Origin of the sequence: Streptomyces sp. NPDC085900 (genome assembly GCF_044540925.1) — a bacterium.
Lineage (GTDB): Bacteria > Actinomycetota > Actinomycetes > Streptomycetales > Streptomycetaceae > Streptomyces > Streptomyces gilvifuscus.
In genome coordinates this window covers 467,605-493,227 of record NZ_JBITSP010000005.1, presented here as the reverse complement: position 1 = coordinate 493,227, position 25,623 = coordinate 467,605, and the positions used below count along the sequence as shown (strand labels likewise).

The following is a 25,623-nucleotide window of genomic DNA, read 5'->3' as shown; positions in this document are numbered from 1 at the left end:
CGCCGCGCCGGTCTCTCTTCATCCCATCGCGGCACCGGTCCCCGCGGGAGGGGACGTCCGGCCCTGCGTGGGGGCCGAACGACCGGTGCACGTGCGTGCCTCGCTCCCTACGCGCCCGGTCAGGGGCCGGAGGTCTCCGTCCCGGTGATGCCCGACCGGTCCACGGCATCGACCGGGGGCGCGCCCGGTGCGGGGCTGTGGCGGGGGAGTTCCACGGTGACGCGGAGCCCGCCGGCCGGGCGCGGTGCGAGGGTGAGCGTTCCGTCGTGCGCGTGGGTGATGGTCTTGACGATCGCCAGACCGAGGCCGACGCCCGCGTGGTCGCCGTGGGTTCGTTCGGTGCCGCGCTGGAACGGTTCGGCGAGTGTCTCGGCCAGTTCCGGGGTGACGTGCTCGCCGGTGTTCTCGACGGTGAGCACCACCGTGTCCGGGCGGACGGCGGTGTGCACCCGCACGGTGCCCTGTCCGGGCAGGTTGTGGACGATCGCGTTGTGCACGAGGTTCGTGGTCAGTTGCAGCAGGAGTGCCTGCGATCCGGTCGTGGGGGCGATGTCTCCGCACGCCTCGACGGTGACGCCCTGCTTCTCCGCGAGAGGCAGCAGCGTTTCGGTGGCTTCCTCCGCCACGAGCGACAGATCGACGGGCTCGCGGACGAAGGACCGCTGGTCGGCGCGGCTGAGCAGCAGCAGCGCCTCGGTGAGGCCGATCGCCCGGCTGTTGACGGCGTGGAGCCGGTCGATGAGCTCGTCGGTGTCGTGGTGCGGATCGGCGCGGGCCACGTCGAGGAGCGCCTTGGAGACGGCGAGCGGGGTGCGCAGCTCGTGCGAGGCGTTGGCGGCGAATCTGCGCTGTTCGGCGACGTGTGCTTCGAGCCGTGCGAGCATCGCGTCGAACGCGTCGGCGAGTTCCCGGAACTCGTCCCCGCGGCCCGGCAGCCGGACGCGGTGGGAGAGCGAGCCGCTCGTGGCCATGCGGGTGGCGTCCGTGATGCGGGTCAGCGGGGCGAGCATCCGCCCGGCGAGGACCCACCCTCCCAGAAGCCCGAAGAGCAGCAGGAACGCCAGTACCGCGGCGGCCCTCGGAGCGAAGACCTCCAGCAGGGCGGACCGGATGGGGAAGACGCCCGTCGGCCTGTCGTCGGGGTTGATGAGCATCGCGCGGTTGGGGACGTAGCGCAGGAGGAACACCCACACGGCCGCGAGCAGCAGGACGCCGGCGACCATGAGGAACCCGGCGTAGCTGAGGGTGAGTTTGAGGCGCACGCTCACGCCGGGCGCTCTATCCACGGTTGCCTCCCTCGTCCGCGGCCTGCGGCTGCGCGTCGATGCGGTAGCCGACGCCCGGCACCGTGGCGATGATCCAGGGCTCGCCGAGCCGCTTGCGCAGGGCCGAGACGGTGATGCGTACGGCGTTGGTGAAAGGGTCGGCGTTCTCGTCCCACGCGCGTTCCAGGAGCTCCTCGGCGCTGACGACCCCGCCCTCGGCGGCGACGAGGACCTCGAGCACGGCGAACTGCTTCCTGGTCAACGCGACGAAACGGCCGTCGCGGTAGACCTCCCTGCGGAACGGGTCGAGGCGCACACCCGCGATCTCCCGCACCGGGGGCCTGCTGTGGGCGCGTCTGCGGTCGAGCGCCCGGAGCCTGAGGGCGAGCTCGCGCAGTTCGAAGGGCTTGGTCAGGTAGTCGTCCGCGCCCAGCTCGAAGCCGGAGGCCTTGTCGTCGAGGCGGTCGGCCGCGGTGAGCATGAGGATCGGCATGCCGCTGCCGGAGGCGACGATGCGCTTGGCGATCTCGTCACCGGAGGGTCCGGGGACGTCTCGGTCCAGGACGGCGATGTCGTAGGCGTTGATGCCCAGCAGCTCCAGAGCGGTGTCGCCGTCGCCCGCGATGTCCGCGGCGATCGCCTCCAGACGCAGACCGTCGCGGATGGCTTCCGCCAGATAGGGCTCGTCCTCGACGATCAGCACACGCATGCCTTCGATGCTACGAACCGGCGCGTATCGCCGGCATATCGAAAACCGCATACGTGCCCACAACACCGCGCCGCCTTGACTGCGAGCATGATGTGGCCGACACCGTCAGCACGTGAGACGTCCCCTCCCGACGATCCGTCCGCACCGCCCTCCGGCGTCGAGCCCGGCGATGCCGAAGCGCCCGGCGGCGACACCGGCCCCGGCACCGGAGGCGGCGGCATCCGCCGGGCGGTCCGCGCCCTCGCCGGACCGGGCCCCTGGAAGCGCGGCCCGGTACTCGCGGCACTGGCGCTGTCGCTCGGCCTGGTCATGCTGCTGCACGCCCGGATCACGGACCGCGGGAGTCTCGGCAGCCTGGTGGAGACCTTCCTGCCCTGGTTCGGCCTGTTCGTCCCGGTGCTGCTGGCAGGGGCGCTGTGGCGCCGCTCCGCGTCCGCGGTGGCCGCGCTGCTGCTGCCGGTCATGGTGTGGCTGAACCTCTTCGGCGCCCTGCTCGGCGACAAGTCCCAGCCGGGCGGCGACCTCACCGTGGTCAGCCACAACGTCGACGCCGGCAACTCCGACCCGGTCGGCACCGCGCGTGAACTCGCCGCCTCCGGGGCCGACGTCCTGGCCCTGGAGGAGCTGACCCCGCAGGCCCTTGACGCGTACGAGAAGGGGCTGGCGAAGGTGTACCGGTACCACACGGTGCAGGGCACGGTCGGGCTGTGGAGCAAGCTGCCGCTGTCGGACACCGGGCCGGTCGACATCGAGACGGACTACGGGCCGCTGGCCGCCACCAAGCCGGCCGACGTCAAGATGGCCGGCAACCGTGCGCTGCGCACCACGGTGACCACCGGCAAGGGACCTGTCGCCGTCTATGTGGCGCACCTCGGGTCGGTACGCCTGATGCCGAGGAGCGGCTTCTGGACGGGCAGCCGGGACCGCAACGCCGAAGCGCTCGGCAAGGCCCTCGCCGCCGAGCCGAACCGGCGGGTCGTGCTGCTCGGAGACCTCAACGGCACCACGGACGACCGCGTCTTCGACGCCATCACCTCCCGGCTGCGCTCGGCCCCGGACGTGGCCGGCGACGGCTTCGGCTTCACCTGGCCGGCGAGGTTCCCGGTGGCGAGGATCGACCAGATCCTGGTCCGGGGTGTGAAGCCGCGGAGTTCGTGGGTGCTGCCGTCCACCGGCAGCGACCACCTGCCCGTGGCGGCCCGGATCGCCTGGTGAACACGCCGAGCGGTGGCCGCCGCCTCCGCTCAACGGCCCTGCCCGGCCTCTCGGTTGCCGAGTTGTCCGCGAACGCCCCCGGAATTGTCCTTGATCGGTAACGGACGCATCCCGAAGCCGCCGTCGCTCGTCTCGTCAGGTGGTCGGAAGTCGACCGGGGAATCGGCGAGGAACTGCGCGGAAGCGGGGCGGACATGGCACGGCACAGCGGCGGACGGGGCTGGTACGGCAAGGTGGTCGTGGCGGCGGTCGGGGTGACCGCGCTGGCCGCCGGTGCCTCGGTGTGGACCGCCCAGGCCGGCGTCGTGGGCGGTTCGTCGCCGAAGACCGCCGCCTCGGCCGCACACGGCAGCGAGGTCAAGCCGGTCGCGGTGACCATCGTGCATGCCTCGGACAAGGGGGCGCGCGGCGTGAACATCACCATCGACGACGGCCCCGACCCCGAGTGGACCCCGCAAGTCCTCGACGTGCTGCGCCAGTACGGGGTGAAGGCCACGTTCTGCATGGTCGGCACGCAGGCACAGGCGCACCCCGACCTCGTGAAGAAGGTGGTCGCCGCCGGGCACCGGCTGTGCGACCACTCGGTGTCCCACGACACCGGCATGGACAAGAAGTCCGAGGCCTACCAGTCCCGGGAGATCCTCGACGCCGAACGCATGATCACCGAAGCGTCCGGGGGCGTACGGCCCATGTACTACCGGGCGCCCGGCGGCGCGTTCACGCCTTACAGCCGCAAGCTCGCCGCCTCCCGTGGCATGCGCCCGCTGGGCTGGAACGTCGACTCCAAGGACTTCGAACGGCCGGGCACGGACGCCATCGTGGCCACCGTGGACCGGGAACTGCCCAACGGGCCGACGGTGCTCTTCCACGACGCCGGCGGCGACCGCTCCCAGACCGTCGAGGCGCTGCGCCGGATCCTGCCCCAACTCAAGCAGCAGGGCTATTCGTTCGGCTTCCCGGTGCGCTGAACCGCGCGATGGACCGCCCGATGAATCGCGCGCTGAGCCGCCTGATGAACGGCGGTTGGACGGCCACCGCGGCCGGGCTTGATGGTCTCTTTGTCAGCAGACCCCGCCAAAAGTCCTGTTACGGCCCTGGAAACCCCATACGCTGAAGGATGGCCATGAGCCGGGGGCGGCGCTGGGGGGCGGGGGCATGGATCCTCGAATGCAGTTGTCGGTGGGCGGATACGTCTACGAGCGCGAGCTCGGCCGGGGCGGGCAGGGTGTGGTCTGGCTCGCCCGGGACCGGGCGGGACGCCAGGTCGTGGTGAAGTTCCTGCTGCCGGGCAAGGAGTACGACGAGGTCGCGCTCGCCCGGGTGCGCAGGGAGTTCGGCGCGGCGAGCCGGGTGGGTGAGCTGGCCACGGCACGGGTCCTGGACGCCGACCTCTCCGGGCCGCACCCGTACATCGTCAGCGAGTTCGTGCCCGGGCCCACCGTCCACCAACACGTTGCGGCCGGGGGCCCGTTGGCCTCCGGGCGGCTGCAGTCCGTGGCGCTGGCGGTGGCGCACGCGCTGGCCCAGGTGCACCGCGTGGGCGTGGTGCACCGGGACATCAAACCGTCCAACATCCTGCTCTCCCCGGACGGCCCGCGGATCATCGACTTCGGCATCGCCCGTGACGACCGGCTGCTGGAGTCGGCGCTCACCACGCCGGGCAGTGTGCTGGGCTCGCCCGCGTACATGTCGCCGGAGCAGGTCAAATCCCACCGGGTGACCAGCGCATCCGACGTGTTCTCCCTCGGCGGCACGCTCTACTTCGCCGCCACAGGCCGACATCCCTTCGACGGGGAGAGCGACTACGAGGTGCTCGTCGCCGTGTGCGAGCGCGAGCCGGACCTCACCGCGGTGCCCGAGCCGGTCCGCTCGGTCATCGCCGACTGTCTGCGCAAGGACCCCGACCGACGCCCCACCGCCGCCGAGCTCGTCACCCGGCTCGCCGCCGCGGCCGGGGCGACGGAAAGCGCGCACGCCGAGGCGGCCGCGCCGGCACCGCAGCGGCCGCCGTCACCCGTGCGCGCGAGCGGCAAGCAGCTGCGTCTGTGGGCCCTCGCGGCCGGCAGTGCCGCGGTGGCGGTGCTGCTCGCCGTCGTCCTGAGCACCACAACGGGCGGATCGTCGGACAAGGGCGGCCCGCAGGCCAAGGACTCCGTGTCCGCGGCGGCCGGGAACCCCAAGAGATCAGCGGGCTCCCGACTCCCTTCGTACACCGATGACTTGACCGATTCGGGTGACTGGACGCACAAGGACCCGGCCCTGGCCAGGATCACGCACCAGGGCGGGACCATGCTGGTGGACCCCCGATCCGAGCTGGAGGTGTGGCCGCAAGCGCCCTTCGAGCCGTCGTCGTTCGCCGTCCGGCTCAGCACGCAGACGGCCTGGTACGGGGGCGAGGGCGGCGTCGGACTGTGGTGCGACGGCTCGGGCGACTTCCGCACGGGCTCCCGCTGGGCGACCTACCTGACCACGGATCAGGAGGCGTTGATCGTGCGCGAGTTCCGCTTCAAGGGAGCCTTCCAGCACGACCGGGTCGTCGAGGTGAACCTCGCGGACATGGGGCTCCGAGTGGACAGCCGGCAGCTGGTCGACATGGCCATGAACTGTTCGTCGGCCGGTGCGGGTCTGATCAAGGTCGAACTCGCCGTCGACGGCACCCAGGTGGCCTCCTACACCGGAGCCGCCTTCGACGCGCGCGGCTGCGGGCTGGCCGCCTTCCACTACAGCGCGACCGACCCGCGTGGCACGGCCTTCCACGCGGGCTTCGAACGCTTCACCGCGTCGGAGCCACCGGCACGCTGACCACGCGGGCGCTGTGACCGGAAACGGTCATCGCGGCGCCGCCTGCCGGTGACCGCCGTTCAGCCGCGCACGGCGGCCAGGCACTCGTCGTAGAGGTCCATGAGGTCGCCCTCGCCGTCATCGGCGACCCATGTCATCGACGCGGCGTCCAGGCACGCGAACGCCGTCGCGATCACGGCGCGGGCCCTGAGAGCCGTGCCGCCGGCCGCGGTGCGGTCCATGCGCGCCTCGATGAGCGGCAGCAGATCCTCCTGGAAGCGCAGTCGCTTCTCCAGCCAACCGGCGCGCAGCGAGGCCGTGTTGTGCATCAGACGGAACCGTTTCAGGGCCTGTTCCCGGCTGTCGTGCAGGGTCAGCACGGCGGCGATACCCGCGCGCAGGGCCGCCCAGGCGTCGGCGTCGGCCGGCAGTGCGCCGATCGTGTCCGTCAGGACCTGCCCGAAACGGTCCTGGCCGCCGCCGAGCAGGTCCTCCTTGCTGCCGAAGTACCGGAAGAGGGTGCGCTGGGAGACGCCGGCCTCGCGGGCGATCTGGGCGATGGTCGTCTCGTCGTACCCCTGCTCGGTGAACAGGCGCAGGGACGTATCGAGGATCTCCTGAGAGGCGAGCTGCCGCGTCCGGTCCCACAGGGTCGTCGACGCCCCCGTCGCTGCCTTGGCTTCCTGCTTCATGCCCCCACACTAGCGCCGCACTGTCAGGGTGACACTCACACGAGGTCTGGCAGTCGCTGCCAGATAGGCATACGGTGTCACTGTCAGCTTCCCAGCGGAACGCGAAGGAACGCACCATGTCTGCACGCACGGCTCTGATCACCGGCGGAACCAGCGGCATCGGCAAGGCGACCGCCGAACTGCTCCACTCCCGCGGCCACCGCGTCATGGTCACCGGCGTACGGAACGTCGCCGACGCCGGGCTTCCCGACGGCGTCCTGGCCGTCCGGGCCGACGCACGCTCCCTGCCGGACCTCGACCGGGCGATGGAGCAGGCGCGCCGCCACCTCGGTTCCGTCGACCTGCTCTTCCTCAACGCCGGCGTCTCCCGCCCCGGCCCGGTCGCGTCGACCGACGAAAAGGCTTTCGACGACCTGTTCGACATCAACGTCAAGGGCGGCTTCTTCACCCTGCAAAAGGCACTTCCCCTTCTCAAGGACGGCGCCTCGGTCGTGTTCACGGTGGGTGCCGGCGAAGGGATCGGAGCCGCGACGACCGCCGCGAAGGGCGCTCTGATACCCCTGGTGCGGTCCCTGGCGCTCGAACTCGCCCCTCGCCGCATCCGCGTCAACGCCGTCAGCCCGGGGCTGATCGACACCCCCGTCTACGCCGAGATGGGTGTCACCCCGGACATGCTCGACGCCTGGGCGGAAGACGTGCCGCTCGGCCGCGTCGGGACCCCCGCCGACATCGCCGAGGCCGTGGCCTTCCTCGCCTCGGACGCCGCCGGCTACATCACCGGCGACGACCTCGTCGTCTCCGGCGGCATGGGTGTGCACGCCCGGCCCTGAGACCGGGCCCGCACGCGCTGCCGGGCGCACTCCGCGGCATCACCAGGGGACGACGCCTTCGTCGTCGAAGAAGCCGCCGCGCGGCCCGTCGTCCGGCAGGGTGGCCAGCCGGATCGCGATCGCGGCACCCTGCTCGGGCGTGCGCGGCGCGTTGAAGCCGGTGAAGTCGGTCGCCACATAGCCGGGGCAGCAGGCGTTGACGATGACACGCGTGTCGGCGAGCCGGCGGGCGTACTGCGTCGTGAGGCTGTTGAGCATCGACTTCGACGGCGCGTACGCCGCCATGACCGGGCCCGTCTGCAAGGTCAACGACCCCATGTTGCTCGACATGTTGACGACGCGCGGAGAGGTGGCGCGGCGCAGCAGGGGAAGCATCGCGTTCGTCACCCGCACCACCCCGAACACGTTGGTGTCGAGGACCGTGCGGACGACGTCGAGGTCGAGCGTCGTCGGATCCTGCACGCCGCCGTCGATCCGTCCGGAGATGCCCGCGTTGTTGACCAGTACGTCGAGCCGCCCCGCCGTCCGCTCGACGGCGGCCGCCGCCTCGGCCGCACTGCCGTCGGAGGTGACGTCGAGGGCGACCCCGAACGCGTCGACGCCCGCGGCGCGCAGCCGCGCCACGGCCTCCGCGCGCCTGTCGTCGTCACGAGCGCCCACCGCGACCGTGAAGCCGAGCGCCCCGAGGCCCTGTGCGACGGCAAAACCGATTCCCTTGTTCGCGCCGGTGACCAGCGCGGTCTTCGTGTCGTTCACCCGGCCCATGCTCGGCGCGCCGCACGTGCACCGTCCAATACCGGTTCGGACTCATGTGATACCCACCGGGTATCCGTAAGTAGGCTGCTCACGTGGTCGATCTCGAGACTCGCGAGCTCCGGTACTTCGTCGCCGTCGCCGAGGAACTGCATTTCGGACGCGCCGCCGACCGGCTGGGCATCGCGCAGCCCCCTCTGTCCCGCGCGATCCGCCTGCTGGAGCGGCGCCTCGGCGTCCAGCTCCTCGACCGGGACCGCCGCGGCGTGGCGCTCACCGAGGCCGGCAGGGTGCTGCACCGGGAGGCCGCGGCGGCCCTCGACGCGGTGGCGGCCGCGGCGCGTCGGACGCGGCGCGCCGCGGACCCGAAGCGGCCGCTGGTCCTGGTGACGAAGGCCGGGGCGTCCCACGAACTGCTGCGCCGGCTCCTCGACACGCAGGCGGAGGAACCCGGCGCCGTACCGGTCGAGGTCCTCCTCTGCGAGGTCGGCGAGCAGGCACGACTGCTCCGCGGCGGCCACGCCGACGTGGCGCTCATGCATCGTCCTTACGACGACCTCGCCGGGTTCGACACCGAAGACCTCCACGTCGAGGGCCAGGTCGCCATCCTTCCCGCGGGACATCCGCTGGCCTCGCGCGAACAGCTCACGCTGGCGGACGTGAGCGACGTGCCGGACCTGCCGATCGCCCGATGGCCCCGCCTCGACGGCACCTACCCGGACGGCCCCGGCCCGGAAGTGCGCACCCAGTCCAAGCTCGCCCAACTCGTGGCGCTCGGCAGGACGCTGCTCGTCATCCCGGCGTCCAGCCGTGCCTGGCAGTGGCCCGAACACGTCGCCGTGCCGGTCGTCGACGCCCCCAGCGCCACCACGGTGCTCGCGTGGCCGTCCGGCAGCAACTCCCTTGCCGTGGCGGCACTCGTGCGCTCAGCGGCCGCACTGCGCGACGCGGCGCGCATCTGACAGTGCTTTTCGGCCCACGGCCGATCCGTATCGGCGGCCGGAAGACAACACCGAACCCACTGCCGGAAAACGAAAAGGCAAGGAGACCTCTCCTTGCCACTCTCAACTTATAGCGCACTGGGGGGCTTGCGGCAAGGCCCCGGTCACGGCGCAGAATCGTCGGCCGAGGCCACGACCTGCGGAAACGAGGGCACGACATGGGTGGGCTGTTAACGGGGGCGGGCGTTCGACCGGCCGATGCGGGGCGAGAGGGCACGGCTGCCCAGGAGGAGTCGCGATGAGTGAGCAGTACGTGCTGGATCTTGATGAGGTCGACGAGACGCAGGTCGCGGTCGTCGGCGGCAAGGGCGCCCATCTGGGCGGCCTGGCACGGATCGAGGGCGTCCGGGTGCCGGGCGGCTTCTGTGTGACGACGGACGCCTTCCGGCAGATCATGGCGCAAGTGCCGTCGATGGCGGACTGGCTCGACGAGCTGGCGCGACTGAACGCGGACGACCGGGAGGGCATCGGTACGCTCAGCGCGCGGATCCGCCGGGCCGTCGAAGGGATCGCCGTACCGGACGATGTGGCGGCGGCCGTCACCGGCGCGCTCGCCCGGCACGGCGAGCGGGCCGCCTACGCCGTCCGGTCCAGCGCGACGGCGGAGGACCTGCCGACGGCCTCCTTCGCGGGCCAGCAGGACACGTACCTGAACGTCGTAGGAACGACCGAGGTCCTCCGGCACATCAGCCGCTGCTGGGCGTCCCTGTTCACCGAGCGGGCCGTGATCTACCGCCAACGCAACGGCATCGACCATCGCACGGTCCACATGGCCGTGGTCGTGCAGCGGATGGTCGTCCCGCGGGCGTCCGGCATCCTGTTCACGGCCGATCCGGTCACGGGCAACCGGAAGGTCGCCACCGTGGACGCCGGCTTCGGCCTCGGCGAGGCCCTGGTCTCCGGCCTGGTGAACCCGGACGTCTACAAGGTGCGGGACGGCGAGGTGATCGCCAAGACCATCGCCGCCAAGGAGCGTGCCCTGCACGCCCTGCCGGACGGCGGGACGCGGGAGACGGCGGTCGACGCGCGGTTGCGGGAGCAGCCGGCGCTGACGGACGAGCAGGTCCTGCGGCTCGTACGGCTCGGCCGGGACATCGAGGCGCACTTCGGGAGCCCCCAGGACATCGAGTGGTGCCTGGTCGACGACGACTTCCGGTTCGTCCAGAGCAGGCCCGTCACGACGCTGTTCCCCGTCCCCGAGGCCGACGACCAGGAGAATCACGTCTACGTGTCCGTCGGCCACCAGCAGATGATGACCGATGCCATGAAGCCGCTGGGGCTGTCCATCTGGCGGCTGACGGCCATGGCGCCGATGCGCGAGGCCGGCGGGAGGCTGTTCGTCGACTCCACCCGGCCGCTCTCCTCGCCCGCGAGCCGCGCCCGCCTCCTGGACCTCATCGGACGGGGAGATCCGCTGACCAGGGACGCGCTGGAGACCGTCCTCGACCGCGAAGGCTTCGTCCCGACGCTCCCGGACGCGGGTCCCGCCCGGTCGCCGGTCACGGGCACGTCCGCACCGATCGAGACCGATCCGGCCATCGTCACCGAGCTGATCAAGCGCAACGAGGAGTCCCTCACCGCCCTCGAGCACGACATCCGGGACCGGACCGGACCGGCGCTGTTCGACTTCCTGTTGGAGGCCTTCGAGGAGCACAAGCGCGTTCTCACCGATCCGCTCAACCTCCCCGCGATCATGGCGGGGATGGAGGCCACCTGGTGGCTCAACGACAAGCTGCTGGAGTGGCTGGGCGAGAAGAACGCGGCCGACACGCTCACGCTGTCCGCCCCCGGCAACGTCACGTCGGAGATGGGGCTGGCGTTGCTCGACGTCGCGGACGCCATCCGCCCGCATCCGGAGGTGGTGACGTTCCTTCAGGGAGTCGAGGACGAGGACTTCCTGGACGAACTGGCCGAACTCCCCGGCGGAACCGAAGCGCGCGACGCCATCGAGGCCTACCTCGACCGGTACGGCATGCGCTGCGTCGGCGAGATCGACATCACGAGGCCGCGTTGGCGCGAGCGCCCCGACACGCTCCTGCCGCTGATCCTCGACAACGTCAGGAACTTCGAACCGGGCGCTGCCGAGCGGCGGTTCGAGCAGGGCCGGCAAAGGGCGCGGGAGAAGGAAGAGGAGGTGCTGTCCCGCCTGCGGGCGCTGCCGGACGGCGACCGCAAGGCTGACGAGACCAAGCGGATGATCGACCGGGTGCGGACCTTCATCGGGTACCGGGAGTACCCCAAGTACGGCATCGTCAGCCGCTACTTCGTCTACAAGCGGGCGTTGCTAGAAGAGGCGGAGCGCCTGGTGCGGGCCGGGGTGCTCCGGGAGAAGGAGGACGTCTTCTACCTCACCTTCCAGGAGTTCCACGAGGCCGCGCGCTCAAAGCGGGTGGACGAGCAGCTCATCCGGCGGCGCGAAGAGGCGTTCCGGTCGTACCAGGCGCTGACGCCGCCGCGGGTGCTCACATCGGACGGCGAGACCCTCAACGGGGCGTACCGACGCGACGACGTACCGGCCGGCGCCCTGATCGGCCTGCCGGTCTCCGCGGGGACCGTCGAGGGAAGGGCCCGCGTCATCCTCGACATGGCGCAGGCCGATCTCGAGCCGGGCGACATCCTGGTCACGGCCTGTACGGACCCGAGCTGGTCGCCCCTGTTCGTCGGCATCGCGGGCCTGGTGACGGAGGTCGGCGGCCTGATGACGCACGGCGCGGTGATCGCCCGGGAGTACGGACTGCCCGCCGTCGTGGGCGTGGAGGGGGCCACACGGCTGATCCAGGACGGACAACGCATCCGCGTGCACGGGACCGACGGATACGTGGAGATCCTGCCCCTGACCCCCTGACCCCCTGACCGCCTGACCGCCTGACCGCCTGACCGCCCCGCGATGCCGGCCTGCCCGGCATCGTGGCCGGATCAGGCGGAGCCGGGTGTGCGACGCAGCACGAGGGAGAAGAAGCCGAAGGGGTCCCGGTAGACGCGAAGCCATTCCGTACGCCGGGTCGTGGCCGTCCGCAGGGCCTCCCCACTGTCCGGATCGTCGGGGTGGTCCAGGGCCCACGCGGCCAGGGACCCCCAGCAGGCCCATTCGTAGTCGTCCAGTTCCTGACGTGTGCTGACGTGCCCGTCGACGGGAGTCCAGCCCTCGGCGACGACCCGGTCCACGGTCGTCGCCAGGTCGGTGAAGTCCCCGAGCATCTCGACGGCCGCCTGCGAGGGAGTCCTTTCCCAGAAGCCGTCACCGATGAGGACGAGGCCCCGGGGAGCCAGGTGCCGGCGGGCCGCGGCGAGCGTGGGGAGCAGGCCGCCGAAGGCGTGCGCGGCCCCGAAGCTGAGGACCACGTCGAACGGCTCCTCGGACACGAACTCCTCGGCCTTGCGGTGGTGCAGCACGAGACGGTCCCGGACACCGAGATCGCTCGCCGCGGCGGCCGCCTCGGTCAGGGCCTCCTCGGAGATGTCGACACCCTCGGCACGCACGCCGGGCCGCATGGCCAGGGCGCGCAGCAGCCATTCCCCGGTGCCGCAGCCGAGGTCGAGGACCCGCTCGCCGCCCCTGGGCAGCCCGCGTTCCAGCAGGCGGCGTACCGAGTCGTCGGAGAGCGGGGACTTGATCGGGTGTTCGGTATGGGCGATGCGGGAGATCTGTTCGCGATTCACCGGGGCAGCGTGCCAACGGCGGGACATGCCCGCACCTCATTTACCCCCGGCACCTCGTTCACCCCCGGTAGGGCGCCAGCACGCGGTGCAGCTCGCCGGTCACCGCGGCGGGCGCGTCCAGCCCCTGGACCACGTTCAGCAGGTGTTCCGCAACCGTGGCGACGTCCATCCCGACGGCGCGGCCCAGGTCCGCCAGCACCTGCCTCGCCTCGCCGAGGGGCATGGGCCCCAGCACGCTCAGGGCGCCTTCCGCCATGTGGGCGGCGGACTGTGCCGCCAGCGCGCGACGGAACTGGTCGTCCTCCGACGGGGCCGGGCCCTGGCGGAGTGCGGTGGTCGGGAGGCTGAGGACACGCGATTCCGGTCTGGGAGAGTGCATACGACCGCCTTGGGATGAGACTGGGGCCATGAGACTGAGAACGTCCGACTACCCGCGATCACCGGCTCGATAGCGCCGAAGGGGCCATGGTCACATCATCCTCACCGTTGGCGGAGCCTCGCCGTTCGCACGGTCCGAGGCCCTTGAGAGGGCGGGCGGTAGGCTGGCCGGACCGGTGACCGAGGCGGGTGGTGGCAGTGGAGTGGCGAGAGTTCGCCGAGTCGATGGCCCAGCTCGCGCGGAACCTGCTGGCCCAGGAGTCGGTGCAGGGCACGCTGGACGAGATCGCGAACTCGGCGGTGCGACTGGTGGAGGGCTGCGACGCCGCCGGCATTCTGGCGGTGCGCAAGGGCAGGGCGGTCACCCTGTCCGCCTGCGGGGACGTGGTCGAGGCCTCCGACCGTCTGCAGGGCGAGCTCGCTGAGGGCCCCTGTTTCGACCTGGCCCGACGGACGAACGGAGAGCGGGTCTTCCGGATCGAGGACATGACGCGGCCACAGGAGTCCTGGCCGCGGTTCGCGGCGGCGGCCCGCGAGCTGGGGATCGGCAGCATGACCGGAGTGCTGCTCTACACCCACGACGAGGACTTCGGCGCGCTGAACCTGTACGCCGGCCGCCCGGGTGCCTTCGGCAAGGACATCGAGACCGCCGGCTGGCTGCTGGCCTCGCACGCCGCCGTCGCCCTCGCCGACGCCCGCACCATCGACCAGCTCGAGGACGCCATGAAGACCCGGCACGCCATCGGCGAGGCGATGGGCATCCTGATGGAACGCCACAGGCTGAGCGAGGACGACGCCTTCGACGTCCTGCGTCGCATCTCCCAGCAGCACAACATCAAACTGCGCGACGTCGCCCAGCGCGTCCGCAGCGCCCCTCCGGATCAGGCCTGATCACGTCGTCCGCGTAAGGGGCCACGGGCGGGCGGGTGTCGGGGGGAATCGCACCCGCCCGGCCCGTGGGCAAGGACCCGCACGGGGGAAGCGGGCCTTGCGGGCCTTGATCACGGCCCACCGGTTACAGCGCACCGCGCACCGCATGTGTCACACGAGTCCCCGCCCGATGACCCCGACGACCTCCGCCACTGGCGCGCGAGGATACCGCCCGCCCGGGCGCCGTCCCGTCCGACGTACGACGTCCTCCGACCGCGGAAATGTCGTCCCATGTCGCATCCCGGCGCTGAGCGGGTAACAGCAAGGCTCGGAGCCCGAGAAGTGGCCCTGACATGGGAGGTGACGGGCGGTGGATCGGCTGGATGGCAACCAGCGCGCGCTCGACATGATCGACTGGCTGACGGAGACCGCCTCGGTACGCGACTTCCTGCAGCACCTCGTGGACGACGCCGTGGACGACTCGGGGGCGGACGGCTGCGGGGTGACGCTGCAACGACGCGGGCGTCCGCTGACCGTGGTCAGCACCGGGGGAGTGGCGGACAAACTGGACGAGAAGCAGTACGGCCAGGACGACGGCCCCTGCCTGGAGGCCCTGCGCACCGGCCTGGTCGTCCATGTGCCGGACACGCTGCACGAGAGCCGCTGGGGTTCCTACCCGTCGTTCGCGGCCGGCCTGGGCATCCGTTCGTCGCTGTCCCTGCCGGTACCGATGGGTGCCAACACCGCCGGGGCGCTGAACTTCTACGCCGCACGACCGGACGCCTTCACCGAGAGCGACCGCGTCGCCCTGGGGGCGTTCGCCGCACAGGCCGGTGGCGCCATCGCGCTGGCGCAGCGACTGGCCGACACGGAGGACTTCACCCGCGAGCTGCAGAACGCACTCGCCTCCCGCCGCGTCATCGACCAGGCCATCGGCAGCGTCATGGCACAGCACAAGTGCACGGAGGAGGAGGCCTTCGACCTGCTGCGCCGGCTGTCTCAGGAGACCAACCTCAAGCTCCGGGACGTCTGCACGCGTCTGCTCACCGATCTCGCCGGCCGGCCACCGGCGCCGCGACCGCCGCTGCGTCCCCGACCGTGACGCCCTGGCAGGACGGGCACGGCGTTTGAGTGCCCGGACCCGGTCAACACGATGTCCAGAGGGACACGGCCGTACGACCCGGTCCCCGGACTCGGTGGATGGACGTGGAGGAGTCATGGATCACTCGCGGGTGCCCGTCCTGGAGGCGCTGCAGGAGTTCCGGCGCCGTGGAGACGTGGTCTTCGGTCCCCCCGGCCACAAGCAGGGCCGAGGCGTCGACCCCAGGGTGGCGGAGATCGTCGGCATGGACGTGTTCCGTTCCGACGTGCTGTCCCTCAACGGCCTGGACGACCGCCGCCAGTCCCAGGGTGTGCTCAGCCAGGCGCAGGATCTGATGGCGGACGCCGTCGGCGCCGAGCAGGCGTTCTTCTCCACGTGCGGCAGCTCCCTGTCGGTGAAGACCGCGATGCTCGCCGTGGCCGGTCCCGGCGAGAAACTGCTGTTGTCCCGCAACGCGCACAAATCCGTGATCTCGGCCGTCGTCGTCAACGGCGTCGAGCCGATCTGGGTCCACCCCAAGTTCGACCGTGAGCGGCACATCGCCCATCCGCCGGAGCCCGACGACGTACGGCGGCGGCTCCGGGAACACCCGGACGCCAAGGGCATGCTGCTGATCAGCCCCACGGACTGGGGGACCTGCGCCGACATCCGGGGTGTGGCCCGGGCGTGCCACGAGTTCGACGTACCCCTGATCGTCGACGAGGCATGGGGCGCCCATCTGCCCTTCCACTCCGAACTGCCCGCCTGGGGCATGCACGCCGAGGCGGACCTGGTGGTCACCAGCGTGCACAAGATGGGCGGTGCGATCGAGCAGAGTTCCGTCTTCCACCTCCAGTACGACCGGATCTCGCCCGAGGTGCTCAAGCAGCGTGAGGACCTGCTCGGCACCACCAGTGCCTCGACCCTGGTGTACGCCACCCTCGACGGCTGGCGGCGTCAGATGGTCGAGCACGGACACGACCTGCTGGATGTCGCCCTGCGCCGCGCGGAACGTGTGCGCGCGGCGGCCGGTGACCTGCCCGGGCTGCGGCCCATGGGCGGGGAGATCGTGGACGAGGGGCTGGCCGCGGACTTCGACCCCCTGAAGATCGTGATCGACGTTCGCGAACTCGGCATCAGCGGTATGCAGGCCGCCGAGTGGCTGCGCGCCGAGCGTCACGTGGACGTCGGCGGTTCCGACTCCTGCCGCCTCAGCGCCTCCATCACGCACGCCGACGACGACGAGACCGAGAAGGTGCTGCTGGACGCCCTGCGCGCCCTAGTCGACCGGGCGGACACCATCGAGCGCCGGCCTCCGGTGCACCTGCCCGAGCCCTCCGACTTGGAACTGGAGCAGGCCATGCTGCCGCGGGAGGCGTTCTTCGCCGAGGTCGACCACGTGCCGGCGGAACAGGCCGCCGGGCGCGTCGCCGCCGAGATGATCAGCCCCTACCCGCCGGGCGTGCCGGCCATCGCCCCCGGTGAGGTCATCACCGCGGAGGTGCTGGACTACCTGCGCAGCGGCGTCGAGCACGGCGTTCTCATCCCGGACGCCGCAGACCCCTCGGTGAAGACCCTACGTGTGGTGGCCCGGCGCTGAGGCCGGTCACAGGACCGGGCCCGCTCAGCTCTTGTCACCTTCGCGCGACGTGAGCAGTTCCTGGTCGGCGATCGCGGCCAGGGACAGCGTCCGGTAGCCCATGGAGTCGAACAGGACGGTGATGCGGTCGCCCTCCTCGCTCATCACCGTGCCGTCGCCCCATTCCCGGTGCCGCACCGAGGCGCCCGCCGGATAGGCCGGGGCCGCCGGATGGGCCGGGCGGGCGTCCTCGGTGTCGCCGACCCCGTCGACGACCGTGTCCGGCGCCGAGGCGGGCACGCACACGTCGCAGTTGTCGCACGGCGCGTCGTACGGCTCACCGAAGTAACCGAGCAGGAAACGCCGGCGGCAGCCCGTCGCCTCGGCGTATCCGAGCACCATCTCCAGCCTGGACTGCTCCAGTCTGCCGCGGGAGAGGGCCTCCTCCGCGGCGCGTGCGGTGGCGTCCTCGGGCGTCGTGCCGTCGACCGCGCGCACCCGCCCCTGCTCGTCGGTACGGACGACGCCCGCCTGTTCGAGGAGGTTCACCGCGGCCGTCGCTCGCCGGTGCGAGAGGTCCGCCCCCTCGCCGATCTCGTCCAGCGGCAGCCACCCGCCGTCTTCGTGGACCTTCTCCACCACCGTGCCCAGAGTCTCCTCGTCGGGCGCGCGCCGGGCGAAGAGGTGCTGCAGGGCGCTGTCCTGGGGCCGGTAGTGGAGGACGGCGACCGCGGGCCGCCCGTCGCGGCCCGCGCGGCCGATCTCCTGGTAGTAGGCGTCGAGCGAACCCGGCACGGACGCGTGGAGCACGAACCGTACGTCCTCCTTGTCGATGCCCATGCCGAAGGCGGAGGTGGCGACCACCACGTCGGTGTCGCCCGCCAGGAAGGCGTCGTGCACCCGGGAGCGCTCACCGGACGCCAGACCGGCGTGGTAGGCGTCGGCGGACAGGCCCAGGTCGGCGAGGTCGGCCGCGTACTCCTCGGCGTCGCGGCGCGTGGCGGTGTAGACGATGCCCGGCTTGGGTTCCCCCGCGGCGCGCTCCACGACCGCCCGCCGCTTGTCCGCGTCCTCCTGGAAGCGGCGCACCTCCAGGGCGATGTTCGGCCGGTCGAAACCGGCGGCGACGATCGCGGGATCGTCCATGTCCAGCCGGCGCACGATCTCCTCGCGTACGGGTGGCGCGGCGGTGGCCGTCAGGGCGAGGACCGTGGGCCTGCCCACCCGCTGGATCGCCTGGGCCAGGCGCAGGTAGTCGGGGCGGAAGTCGTGCCCCCAGGCGGCCACGCACTGGGCCTCGTCCACGACGAACAGGGACGGCCCGGCCGCGGCCAGCCGCTCGACGACCTCGTCCTTGGCCAGCTGCTCGGGGGAGAGGAACAGGAACTCGGCGTCCCCGTGGCGTACGGCGTCCCAGGCGGCCGCCGTCTCGCCGGCGGCCTGCGCCGAGTTGACGGCGACGGCGCCCGGCGCCAGGCGGTGGCCGAGCAGGCCGGCGACCTGGTCCCGCTGCAGGGCGATGAGCGGGGAGACCACGACCGTGGGACCGGGCAGCAGCAGTCCGGCCACCTGGTACACGGCCGACTTCCCGGCGCCGGTCGGCATGACAGCCAGCGCGTCGCGCCCCTGTACGACGGCCTCCATCGCCGTCGACTGTCCCGGCCGCAGCTCGCTCCAGCCGAACACCTCGGTCGCCGTCCGGCGCAGCCGTTCCCGGACCGTGGCACCGCTCTCGTCCGCCATGCGCTCGCTCACTCGGAACCTTCCTGCGGTTCCCGGAACTCGGGCGCGAGCGGGCCCCGGTCCTCGGCGTCGTGCACCGCGAACGCGGCGGCGCTCGTGTCGTCGTCGATGGCCTCCCGCACGGAGGGCTCGTCCTCCACGACGCCGGCGCCCTCCCCCGACATCGTCTCGTCGCCCCGGTCCTCGCGTGCCTGGGCTGACTGTCCGTCGTCACGATCGGTCATGCGGTCACCTCCGGTCGAAGAACATCGCGCGGCGCGAGTACCCGAACGGGGGCGGCTCACCGCCCGCGGCCGGAGGCGACCCCGTCCATCGCGTGGCCGGGGGTGCGCAGGGCCAGGAGGGCGACGTCGTCGTCGTTCTCGGCCGGCCGGACGCGGCGCAGCAACTGGTCGGTGAACGAGCCGAGAGGGCGGTGGGCGAGGGCGGCGGCGTTGCGGCGCAGCCGGTCCAGGCCCACGTCCAGGGTGTGGCCGCGTGCCTCGACCAGTCCGTCGGTGTACAGCACCAGGGTGGAGCCGGGCGGGAGGGAGATCTCGGCGTCGGGGCGCGTGGTCCTGGCGCCGGTGCCCAGGAGGAGGCCGTGGCCCTCGGTGAGGTAGCGGGTCAGGCCGTCGCGGCTGATCAGCAACGGCGGAGGGTGGCCCGCATTGGTCCAGGACAGCCGCCAGTGGCCGTTCTCCGCGGCCTCGATCCGGCCGAAGATCACGGTGGCCATGGAGACGTCGGTGATGTGCTGGATGGCCTCGTCGAGCCGTTCGACGATCCGGCTGGGCGGTTCCTGCTGGGACCAGGCGTAGGCGCGGAGCATGTTGCGCACCTGGGCCATGCCGGCCGCGGCCTCCAGGTCGTGGCCGACGACGTCGCCGATGGCCAGGGCGGTGGAGCCGTCGGACAGGCGGAAGGCGTCGTACCAGTCGCCGCCCACCTGCGAGGCGTGCGGCGCGGGCAGGTAGCGGACCGTCATCTGCAGGTCCGGCACGCCCGGCATCTGGGGCAGCAGATGGTTCTGCATGGTCTCGGCGACCTTGCGCTGACGCTGGTAGAGGCGGGCGTTGTCCAGCGCGAGACCGGCACGGCGGGCGATGTCCTCGATCAGCGGGAGCTCGGCCGAGGTGAAGGCCACCGGGTTCTCGGAGCGGCCCAGCGTCAGGGCGCCCAGCACGTCGCGGGTGCTGCGGATGGGCGCGATGGCCGCGGAGTGCATGCCGGTGGTGTCGAACAGGTGGCGCTGCTCGACCGCTATGCCGGCGTCCGGTGGCTGCCGGTAGGTCTGCTGGTCCGCCAGGGTCGAGGCGACGCCGCGCAGGGCACGGGAGAGCGGCATCGCCGATTCCTGCGGTATCGGCGGCATCGGGCCCTGCAGGTCCTCCCGGTGGACCAGGGTGCCGTCGTCCTCGGCATGGACCACGACGGTGCGCCACACCTCGTCGCGCTCGCTGATCAGGTCGACGACCGCCCAGTCCGCCAGCCGGGGCACGACCAGTTCGACCAGCCGGCGCAGCGTCTCCTCGGTGTCCAGCGTGGACGTGAGCCGCGCGGTGGTCTCGGCCAGCAGGGCCAGCCGTTCCAGCTCAGCCATCGGCGCGGCCGCCGGCTCCGGTTGCGCCACCGCCTGCAGCGGGTCCTCGGCGACGTGGAAGACGACGAGCGTGCGGCCGGCTTCGGCGGCGAGGTCGTACGGCGTGATCATCCAGGAGATGGTCAGCAGTGTCCCGTCCCCGCGCGCGAACCAGTCGATGTCGGCCTGAGCCGGGCGCCGGTCGTGGAACGACCGACGCATCCTGCACTGCGTCCTCGGCAGGGTCTGGCCCTGCGGTCCGCGGTGCAGCAGCTCGTGTGCGTCGTGGCCCACGAGGTCCTCGGCCGGCAAGGCCAGCATCCGTTCGGCGAGGACGTTGGTGGCGATGATGCATCCCTCGTCGTCCACGACGTACGCGCCGGCCCCGATGGCCTCCAGCGCCGTGGTCAGCTCGGCGGACGGCGACGACGACGGCACGGCCCGTCGCCGTGCGGTCCGCCTGTTCACCGGCTCGGACATGTCCTCACCTTCTCGTCGCTCGTGCTCCCGCCGCCCCCTGTCCCGGGTGCCCTTCCCCGTATGCCCCTCTGGAGGCGAAGTGCACGCCGTTTTCGAATCCATGTCCGAGGCCCGCGCGTACGCGGAGTGAAAACCGGTGTGAATCAAAGGTGAACAACTTCCGAGCTCGAGGTGCACAACCATGCGCCCTCTGTCCAAGTCGAACTGGCATGCGCGGTGCTACCGCCAGTAGTCAGTTCCGTGGGGGGAACCTTGTCCATGATCACCCGCCGGTTGTGTGGTGTCCTGCGCGTGCGCGGGACCACTGACCTGCTCCTCGTCCTTCTGCTGGCCACCGGTTTCGCGGCCCTGCCCGTCTGCGCGCTGCTGCCGTCGCTGAGCGGTTTCGCCGTCGCGTCGACCGTCAGTTATCTCGCCGACGAGGCGCTGCACGTCCGCGCTCCCGGCTTCGTCCGCCGACTGGCCACACTGCAGCTCGACCGCACGCTTCGCTTCGCCGTCCGGACGGTGATGCTGCTCGCCCTGGCCGACCGGATGAACGCGCCCGACTCCGTGCTGGTCGCAGCCCTCGCCGTCTTCAGCGCTCATTTCGCGCTGGTGATGCTGTTCACCGCGCTGCATCACGCGATCCGCAGACGGCGGGTGCTGCCTCTGGTGGTGCGCAACCTCGACATGAGCGCGTTGCCCATCCCGAAGCAGCCGCCCGCTGTCCTGTTCCGGCGTTTCCTGCGCAAGCTCCTCCATCTGGACCTGGCCGCCCACGTCGGACTGCTGGCCGCGCTGGCCACCGGCAGCCGGATGCCGGCGTACGTCGGCTTCGCGCTGACCGTCGGCGTCACCGCGGGGGCGGTGGCCGCACTGCTGGGGCAGTACGTCCGGGTGCGCCGTATGCCCGCAAGAGAAGAGATCTTCGCCGAGGTCAATCGCCAACTCGCCGTCCACCGGCCCGAGGTGGCCCTGTACTTCAGCTTCGCCGCGGTGTCCCGGGACTTCATGTACCAGGTCAACATGTGGATCGAGACGCTGGAACAGCTCGACCGGCGCCCGCTGATCATCCTCCGGGAGCGGGCCTCGTTCCGTCATCTCAGCCGCACCGGGCTCCCGGTCCTCTGTGTGCCCAAGGCCGACGATCTCGCCGAGCTCGACCTGTCCGGCATCCGGGTCGTCCTCTATCCCGGCAACGCCGGCAAGAACGTGCACATGCTGCGCGTGGCCGAGGCCAAACACGTCTTCATCGGCCACGGCGACAGCGACAAGCTGGCCAGCAGCAACCGGGTCAGCAAGGTCTACGACGAGATCTGGGTGGCGGGCCGGGCCGGCCGCGACCGTTACCGGCGCGTCCGGCACGCCATCAGCGAGGAGGCCATCGTCGAGGTGGGCCGCCCGCAGCTGGCGCCGATCCGGCTGCACGCCGATCACACACCGGGCCCGCGGCCGGTCGTCATGTACGCCCCCACCTGGGAGGGCTGGAGCGACGACGACTGCCACACCTCCCTGATCCCGATGGGCGTCCCCCTGATCGAGAAGCTCCTCGCCGACGACGTCCGGATCCTCTACAAGCCGCATCCGCTCACCGGCAGGCGGTCGGCCGAAGCGGCCGCCGCGGACCGGACGATCCGCGAACTGCTGGAGGCCGACAACGAGCGCCGGCAGGCCCTACCGGCACGGTCGGCCTCCGCCGAGGTCCGCTCGCGGCTGACGCGGATCCGGTCGAGGCTCGACGAACTGGCCGGACGGCAGGCCGGCGACGACGCCCAGCAGACCCGTGAGGCGCGCCCGCCCGAGCACGACGACGCGGCCGAGTGGCACGCCCTGCACGCCGAGTGGCACCGGCTCTTCTGGGAGAGCCGCGGCCCGGTCGCGCACCACGTCGTCCTGGAGCAACTGCCCACCCTGTACGAGTGCTTCAACCAGGCCGACGTGCTCATCAGCGACGTGTCCTCCGTGGTCGCCGACTTCGTCGCCGGCCTCAAGCCGTACGTCCTGACCAACGCCCACGACCTGCCCGACGAGGAATTCCGGGCCGCCTACACCACCGCGGGCGGCGCCTATCTGCTGGACCGCGCCTGCAGCCGCCTCCCGGACATCCTGCGCTCGGTGCGCGAACCGCGGCACGACCCGATGGCCCCGCACCGCCGCACGCTCAAGGAGTACGTCCTGGGCCCGGACCACCCCACCTCCATGGCGCGGTTCAACGCCGCCGTCAACGCCCTGGCCGACAAGGGCGCGGCGGAGCTCGCCGAGGACCGGACACTGTGGGAATCGACCGACCTCGTCGGATGAATGCGCAGGGCACCGGTGCGTCAGGGCCGGCCGCGGGAGGGCCGGCCCCGGTAGCCGCCGGACTCAGCCTTCCCGCGGGTACGGGGTCACGGTGACGTCCAGCGTGAACGCGACCCGCGCCGCGCCCGCCACGTCCGGTGCCTTCGCCGGCGCGGTGATGCCGGCGGTGCCGCCCCGGGTCCCGGCGCATCGCAGGGAGGCGTGCGCGGTGCCGTCGGGGTCCCGGCGCCAGCCGGTCACCACGACGAAGACCGGCGCGGAACTGCGCACGTCCGTCCACCGTTTGTCGTCCACCCGGGGCCGCAGCACCAGGGAGATCACGGTTCCCGGTCGCACGCACAACCGTCGCTGAACCGGGTCGCCAGGCTCGACGGTGACCAGCGTCCGCCCCGCGACACACCCCGTGGCCGAGGGGGAGGGCGAGGCGGCCGATCCGGACGGCGCGGAGGACGAGGGCGGCCGGGAAGGCCGCGCCGGGGTGCTGCCGGACGAGGGCTCCGTCGAGGGACGGCCCGAGGGACTGCCCGCCGCCGACCCGCCGCCGTCCGACGAGCCGCACGCGGCCAGCGCCAGCACCGCGGCGACCGCCCATGCTCCGGCCCACCACCGCATGCGCCCACCTCCCGGCCCGTTCGTGTACCCACCAGCATGCTCCGCGTTCACGCCCGAAGACGCCAGACGTGCGAGCGCCCCCGCGCCGACGCGGACGGCACGCCGGGGCACGAGCATCCGAACGTCCCCCGGTTGTCTGCCCGTACGGCCCTCGATCGAGGACCGCGGACCCCCGCGCCGACCCTCCCCACGGCGAGACATTGATCAGGGAAGCCACGTGACCAACGGGGGGAGCACGACACCATGGGTAAGGCAACTGCCCACAGACGTACGCCGTCCAGGGCGACACCGGCGGGACCCGCGGTCCGCCGCAGTCTCGAGGGATCCGCGCTGCTGCGCGCCTATCGCCGCCTCGTGCCCGCACGGGTCAGACGCGCCGTCGTGGCCCGTACGTCCACCGTGACCCGGGCGCGGATGAAGCAGTACATCGCTGTGGTGCCGTCCCTGCGGCACCTCCTGGGCAGGACACGCGCGTACTGGCTGCGGTGCCTGCGACCGGGCCTGTACCGGGGCCCGGACCGCGCCGTTCGCCTGGTGCGGGACGTCCCCAAGGCAGTGATCACGGCGCCGGACGTCTCACCGCTGGCAGCGCGCAACGCCAACGCGGCGGCGGTGCGCCGCGCCCTCGACGACGCGGGCATCGACTACTTCTGCGTCCGTGGCCGCAGCCACACAGCGGCGGCCGTCGCGGTCGCCGCCGACGACCGGCGGCCCGCTCTGCGCGCCCTGGCGGCGGCGTGCCGCGCCCGGCCGGGCTACGTCTGCAGCCTCGACACGCGCTGGCACGAGCGCCGGGCGACCCGGCCGGGCTTCCACCGTGCCGCCTGGCGACGACTGGCTCTCGCCGACGTCATCCGCGTGACCTGGTACCAGGGTGATCCGGACGGTCGCATGACGTTGGGCCCCAAGTACGGCTGCGACGTGGAGTTCTGGCCCAGCGAAGGCGACACGCTGCTCGCCCCGCGCCCCAACCGCACGGCCGACCGGGTGCCCCGCACGGACGCCCCCGCATACGCCTCGGACTCCTTGTTCACCTGGCTCGCCCCCGCCGACCCCCCGTTGCCGCGGGTGCGTACGCGAAGGGAGTTCGCGCGTCCGGCGCCCGACGACATCCGCTTCCCCGTGGACGTCGTGTACACGTGGGTCGACGGCGACGACCCGGAGTGGCTGCGCCGCCGCGAGGCCTGCACCGGGCAGGGCTATCACGAGGAGGCGGCGAACGCAGCCCGCTACCTCAACCGCGACGAACTGCGCTACTCACTGCGCTCCCTGCACCTCTACGCACCCTGGGTGCGCACGGTCCACCTCGTCACCGACGAGCAGACCCCGTCCTGGCTGGACGTGAGCGTGCCCGGTCTGCGCGTCGTCAGCCACAAGGACATCTTCGACGACCCGAGCCTGCTGCCCACGTACAACTCGCACGCCATCGAGAGCCAACTGCACCACATCGACGGCCTGTCCGAGCACTTCCTGTACTTCAACGACGACGTCTTCCTCGGCAGGCCCACCACGCCGCAGGACTTCTTCCTCGCCAACGGCCTCACCAAGTTCTTCCCCTCGACCGCCCTCATCCCCCAGGGCCCGCCCTGCGAGGAGGACACGCCCGTCGCCGCCGCCGGCAAGAACAACAGGGCCCTGATCGATGCCACGTTCGGCACCACGATCAGCCAGAAGATGAAGCACACACCGCACGCGCTGCGGCGCAGCGTCCTGTACGAGATCGAGGAGAGGTTCCCTCTCCAGCATCACGCCACCGCGGGCCACCGGGTGCGCAGCCTCGACGACGTGTCCATCGTCTCCTCCCTGCACCACTACTACGCCTTCCACACCGCCCGCGCCGTCCCCGCCCGCCTTCGCTACGCCTACCTCGACCTCTCCCACCCGGCGCTCGCGGCCCGCCTGGGCAGCCTGCTGGCGCGTCGGGACCGGTACGTGTTCTGTCTCAACGACACGGTCTCGGAGGCACAGGACCTACCGGCCCAGCAGGACCTGCTGGGCTCCTTCCTGAAGGCGTACTTCCCGCTGCCCGGTCCGTACGAGACGACGTGGAGCTGAACTCCCTTGGCACGCGGCTCAGTTGAAGCTATTCCGACAATCGTGCCCGGTCGGGGGATTGAGCGCGGCGAGCTG

General features: G+C 71.7%; 21 protein-coding genes. 11 read left to right on the top strand and 10 right to left on the bottom strand.

Features of this window, described 5'->3' with window-relative positions; all coding sequences use genetic code 11:
• Positions 1 to 119 precede the first annotated feature (119 nt).
• Together ACIGDI_RS20720 and ACIGDI_RS20715 are read right to left on the bottom strand one after the other, a co-directional pair.
• A complete protein-coding gene (locus ACIGDI_RS20720; protein ID WP_399898485.1) occupies positions 120 to 1,286 on the bottom strand; it encodes a sensor histidine kinase in 1,167 nt (388 codons plus the stop codon).
• Positions 1,279 to 1,974, bottom strand: coding sequence for a response regulator transcription factor (locus tag ACIGDI_RS20715; protein ID WP_399898483.1), 696 nt, complete (start codon positions 1,972 to 1,974; stop codon positions 1,279 to 1,281). The genes ACIGDI_RS20720 and ACIGDI_RS20715 overlap by 8 nt, the downstream gene beginning before the upstream one ends.
• A gap of 87 nt (positions 1,975 to 2,061) precedes the next feature.
• On the opposite strand from ACIGDI_RS20715, the gene ACIGDI_RS20710 reads away from it, so the two are divergent.
• The 3 genes from ACIGDI_RS20710 to ACIGDI_RS20700 all read left to right on the top strand — a co-directional run bounded on the left by ACIGDI_RS20710 (position 2,062) and on the right by ACIGDI_RS20700 (position 5,991).
• Complete coding sequence (locus tag ACIGDI_RS20710; RefSeq protein WP_399898481.1) at positions 2,062 to 3,189, top strand: endonuclease/exonuclease/phosphatase family protein; 1,128 nt, start codon at positions 2,062 to 2,064, stop codon at positions 3,187 to 3,189.
• Positions 3,190 to 3,383: 194 nt separating this feature from the next.
• Positions 3,384 to 4,157, top strand: a complete 774-nt coding sequence (locus tag ACIGDI_RS20705; protein ID WP_399898479.1) for a polysaccharide deacetylase family protein — start codon at positions 3,384 to 3,386, stop codon at positions 4,155 to 4,157.
• A 187-nt stretch (positions 4,158 to 4,344) separates the two neighbouring features.
• Positions 4,345 to 5,991, top strand: coding sequence for a serine/threonine-protein kinase (locus tag ACIGDI_RS20700; protein WP_399898477.1), 1,647 nt, complete (start codon positions 4,345 to 4,347; stop codon positions 5,989 to 5,991).
• Between the two features lie 59 nt (positions 5,992 to 6,050).
• Here the strand turns inward: ACIGDI_RS20700 and ACIGDI_RS20695 are convergent, their stop codons facing one another.
• A complete protein-coding gene (locus ACIGDI_RS20695; protein WP_399898475.1) occupies positions 6,051 to 6,662 on the bottom strand; it encodes a TetR/AcrR family transcriptional regulator in 612 nt (203 codons plus the stop codon).
• A gap of 116 nt (positions 6,663 to 6,778) precedes the next feature.
• Here ACIGDI_RS20695 and ACIGDI_RS20690 point away from each other — a divergent pair, with 116 nt between their 5' ends.
• Complete coding sequence (locus ACIGDI_RS20690) at positions 6,779 to 7,492, top strand: SDR family NAD(P)-dependent oxidoreductase (RefSeq protein WP_399898473.1); 714 nt, start codon at positions 6,779 to 6,781, stop codon at positions 7,490 to 7,492.
• A gap of 39 nt (positions 7,493 to 7,531) precedes the next feature.
• Here ACIGDI_RS20690 and ACIGDI_RS20685 read toward each other — a convergent pair whose 3' ends face one another.
• Complete coding sequence (locus tag ACIGDI_RS20685) at positions 7,532 to 8,257, bottom strand: SDR family oxidoreductase (RefSeq protein ID WP_399898471.1); 726 nt, start codon at positions 8,255 to 8,257, stop codon at positions 7,532 to 7,534.
• A gap of 83 nt (positions 8,258 to 8,340) precedes the next feature.
• On the opposite strand from ACIGDI_RS20685, the gene ACIGDI_RS20680 reads away from it, so the two are divergent.
• Positions 8,341 to 9,207 carry a LysR family transcriptional regulator gene (locus ACIGDI_RS20680; RefSeq protein ID WP_399898469.1) on the top strand — a complete coding sequence of 289 codons (867 nt, stop codon included), beginning with the start codon at positions 8,341 to 8,343 and terminating at the stop codon, positions 9,205 to 9,207.
• Positions 9,208 to 9,484: 277 nt separating this feature from the next.
• Entirely contained in the window at positions 9,485 to 12,091 is a 2,607-nt protein-coding gene (gene rph, locus ACIGDI_RS20675) for a rifamycin-inactivating phosphotransferase (RefSeq protein WP_399898467.1), read from the top strand.
• Positions 12,092 to 12,162: 71 nt separating this feature from the next.
• On the opposite strand, the gene ACIGDI_RS20670 is transcribed toward rph, so the two are convergent.
• Complete coding sequence (locus ACIGDI_RS20670) at positions 12,163 to 12,906, bottom strand: SAM-dependent methyltransferase (protein WP_399898465.1); 744 nt, start codon at positions 12,904 to 12,906, stop codon at positions 12,163 to 12,165.
• A 58-nt stretch (positions 12,907 to 12,964) separates the two neighbouring features.
• The gene (locus tag ACIGDI_RS20665; RefSeq protein ID WP_399898463.1) at positions 12,965 to 13,285 is read right to left on the bottom strand and encodes a hypothetical protein; all 321 of its coding nucleotides are present in this window, start codon (positions 13,283 to 13,285) and stop codon (positions 12,965 to 12,967) included.
• A 197-nt stretch (positions 13,286 to 13,482) separates the two neighbouring features.
• Between ACIGDI_RS20665 and ACIGDI_RS20660 the strand changes: the two genes are divergently transcribed.
• The 3 genes from ACIGDI_RS20660 (at position 13,483) to ACIGDI_RS20650 (ending at position 16,835) form a co-directional block, all read left to right on the top strand.
• Entirely contained in the window at positions 13,483 to 14,175 is a 693-nt protein-coding gene (locus ACIGDI_RS20660) for a GAF and ANTAR domain-containing protein (RefSeq protein WP_399898461.1), read from the top strand.
• A gap of 349 nt (positions 14,176 to 14,524) precedes the next feature.
• Entirely contained in the window at positions 14,525 to 15,256 is a 732-nt protein-coding gene (locus tag ACIGDI_RS20655) for a GAF and ANTAR domain-containing protein (protein ID WP_399898460.1), read from the top strand.
• Positions 15,257 to 15,371: 115 nt separating this feature from the next.
• Positions 15,372 to 16,835: an aminotransferase class I/II-fold pyridoxal phosphate-dependent enzyme gene (locus ACIGDI_RS20650; protein WP_399898458.1), complete on the top strand. Its 1,464-nt coding sequence runs from the start codon at positions 15,372 to 15,374 to the stop codon at positions 16,833 to 16,835.
• A 24-nt stretch (positions 16,836 to 16,859) separates the two neighbouring features.
• On the opposite strand, the gene ACIGDI_RS20645 is transcribed toward ACIGDI_RS20650, so the two are convergent.
• The 3 genes from ACIGDI_RS20645 to ACIGDI_RS20635 are packed head-to-tail and all read right to left on the bottom strand — an operon-like array spanning position 16,860 to position 20,598.
• Positions 16,860 to 18,557, bottom strand: a complete 1,698-nt coding sequence (locus ACIGDI_RS20645; RefSeq protein ID WP_399898895.1) for a RecQ family ATP-dependent DNA helicase — start codon at positions 18,555 to 18,557, stop codon at positions 16,860 to 16,862.
• Positions 18,558 to 18,565: 8 nt separating this feature from the next.
• A complete protein-coding gene (locus tag ACIGDI_RS20640; RefSeq protein WP_399898456.1) occupies positions 18,566 to 18,781 on the bottom strand; it encodes a hypothetical protein in 216 nt (71 codons plus the stop codon).
• 56 nt (positions 18,782 to 18,837) lie between these two features.
• A complete protein-coding gene (locus tag ACIGDI_RS20635; RefSeq protein ID WP_399898454.1) occupies positions 18,838 to 20,598 on the bottom strand; it encodes a SpoIIE family protein phosphatase in 1,761 nt (586 codons plus the stop codon).
• A gap of 291 nt (positions 20,599 to 20,889) precedes the next feature.
• Here ACIGDI_RS20635 and ACIGDI_RS20630 point away from each other — a divergent pair, with 291 nt between their 5' ends.
• A complete protein-coding gene (locus tag ACIGDI_RS20630; protein WP_399898452.1) occupies positions 20,890 to 22,881 on the top strand; it encodes a hypothetical protein in 1,992 nt (663 codons plus the stop codon).
• A gap of 63 nt (positions 22,882 to 22,944) precedes the next feature.
• On the opposite strand, the gene ACIGDI_RS20625 is transcribed toward ACIGDI_RS20630, so the two are convergent.
• The gene (locus tag ACIGDI_RS20625; RefSeq protein ID WP_399898450.1) at positions 22,945 to 23,493 is read right to left on the bottom strand and encodes a hypothetical protein; all 549 of its coding nucleotides are present in this window, start codon (positions 23,491 to 23,493) and stop codon (positions 22,945 to 22,947) included.
• A 243-nt stretch (positions 23,494 to 23,736) separates the two neighbouring features.
• Between ACIGDI_RS20625 and ACIGDI_RS20620 the strand changes: the two genes are divergently transcribed.
• Positions 23,737 to 25,548, top strand: a complete 1,812-nt coding sequence (locus tag ACIGDI_RS20620) for a stealth family protein (protein ID WP_399898447.1) — start codon at positions 23,737 to 23,739, stop codon at positions 25,546 to 25,548.
• The last annotated feature ends 75 nt before the right edge of the window (positions 25,549 to 25,623 follow it).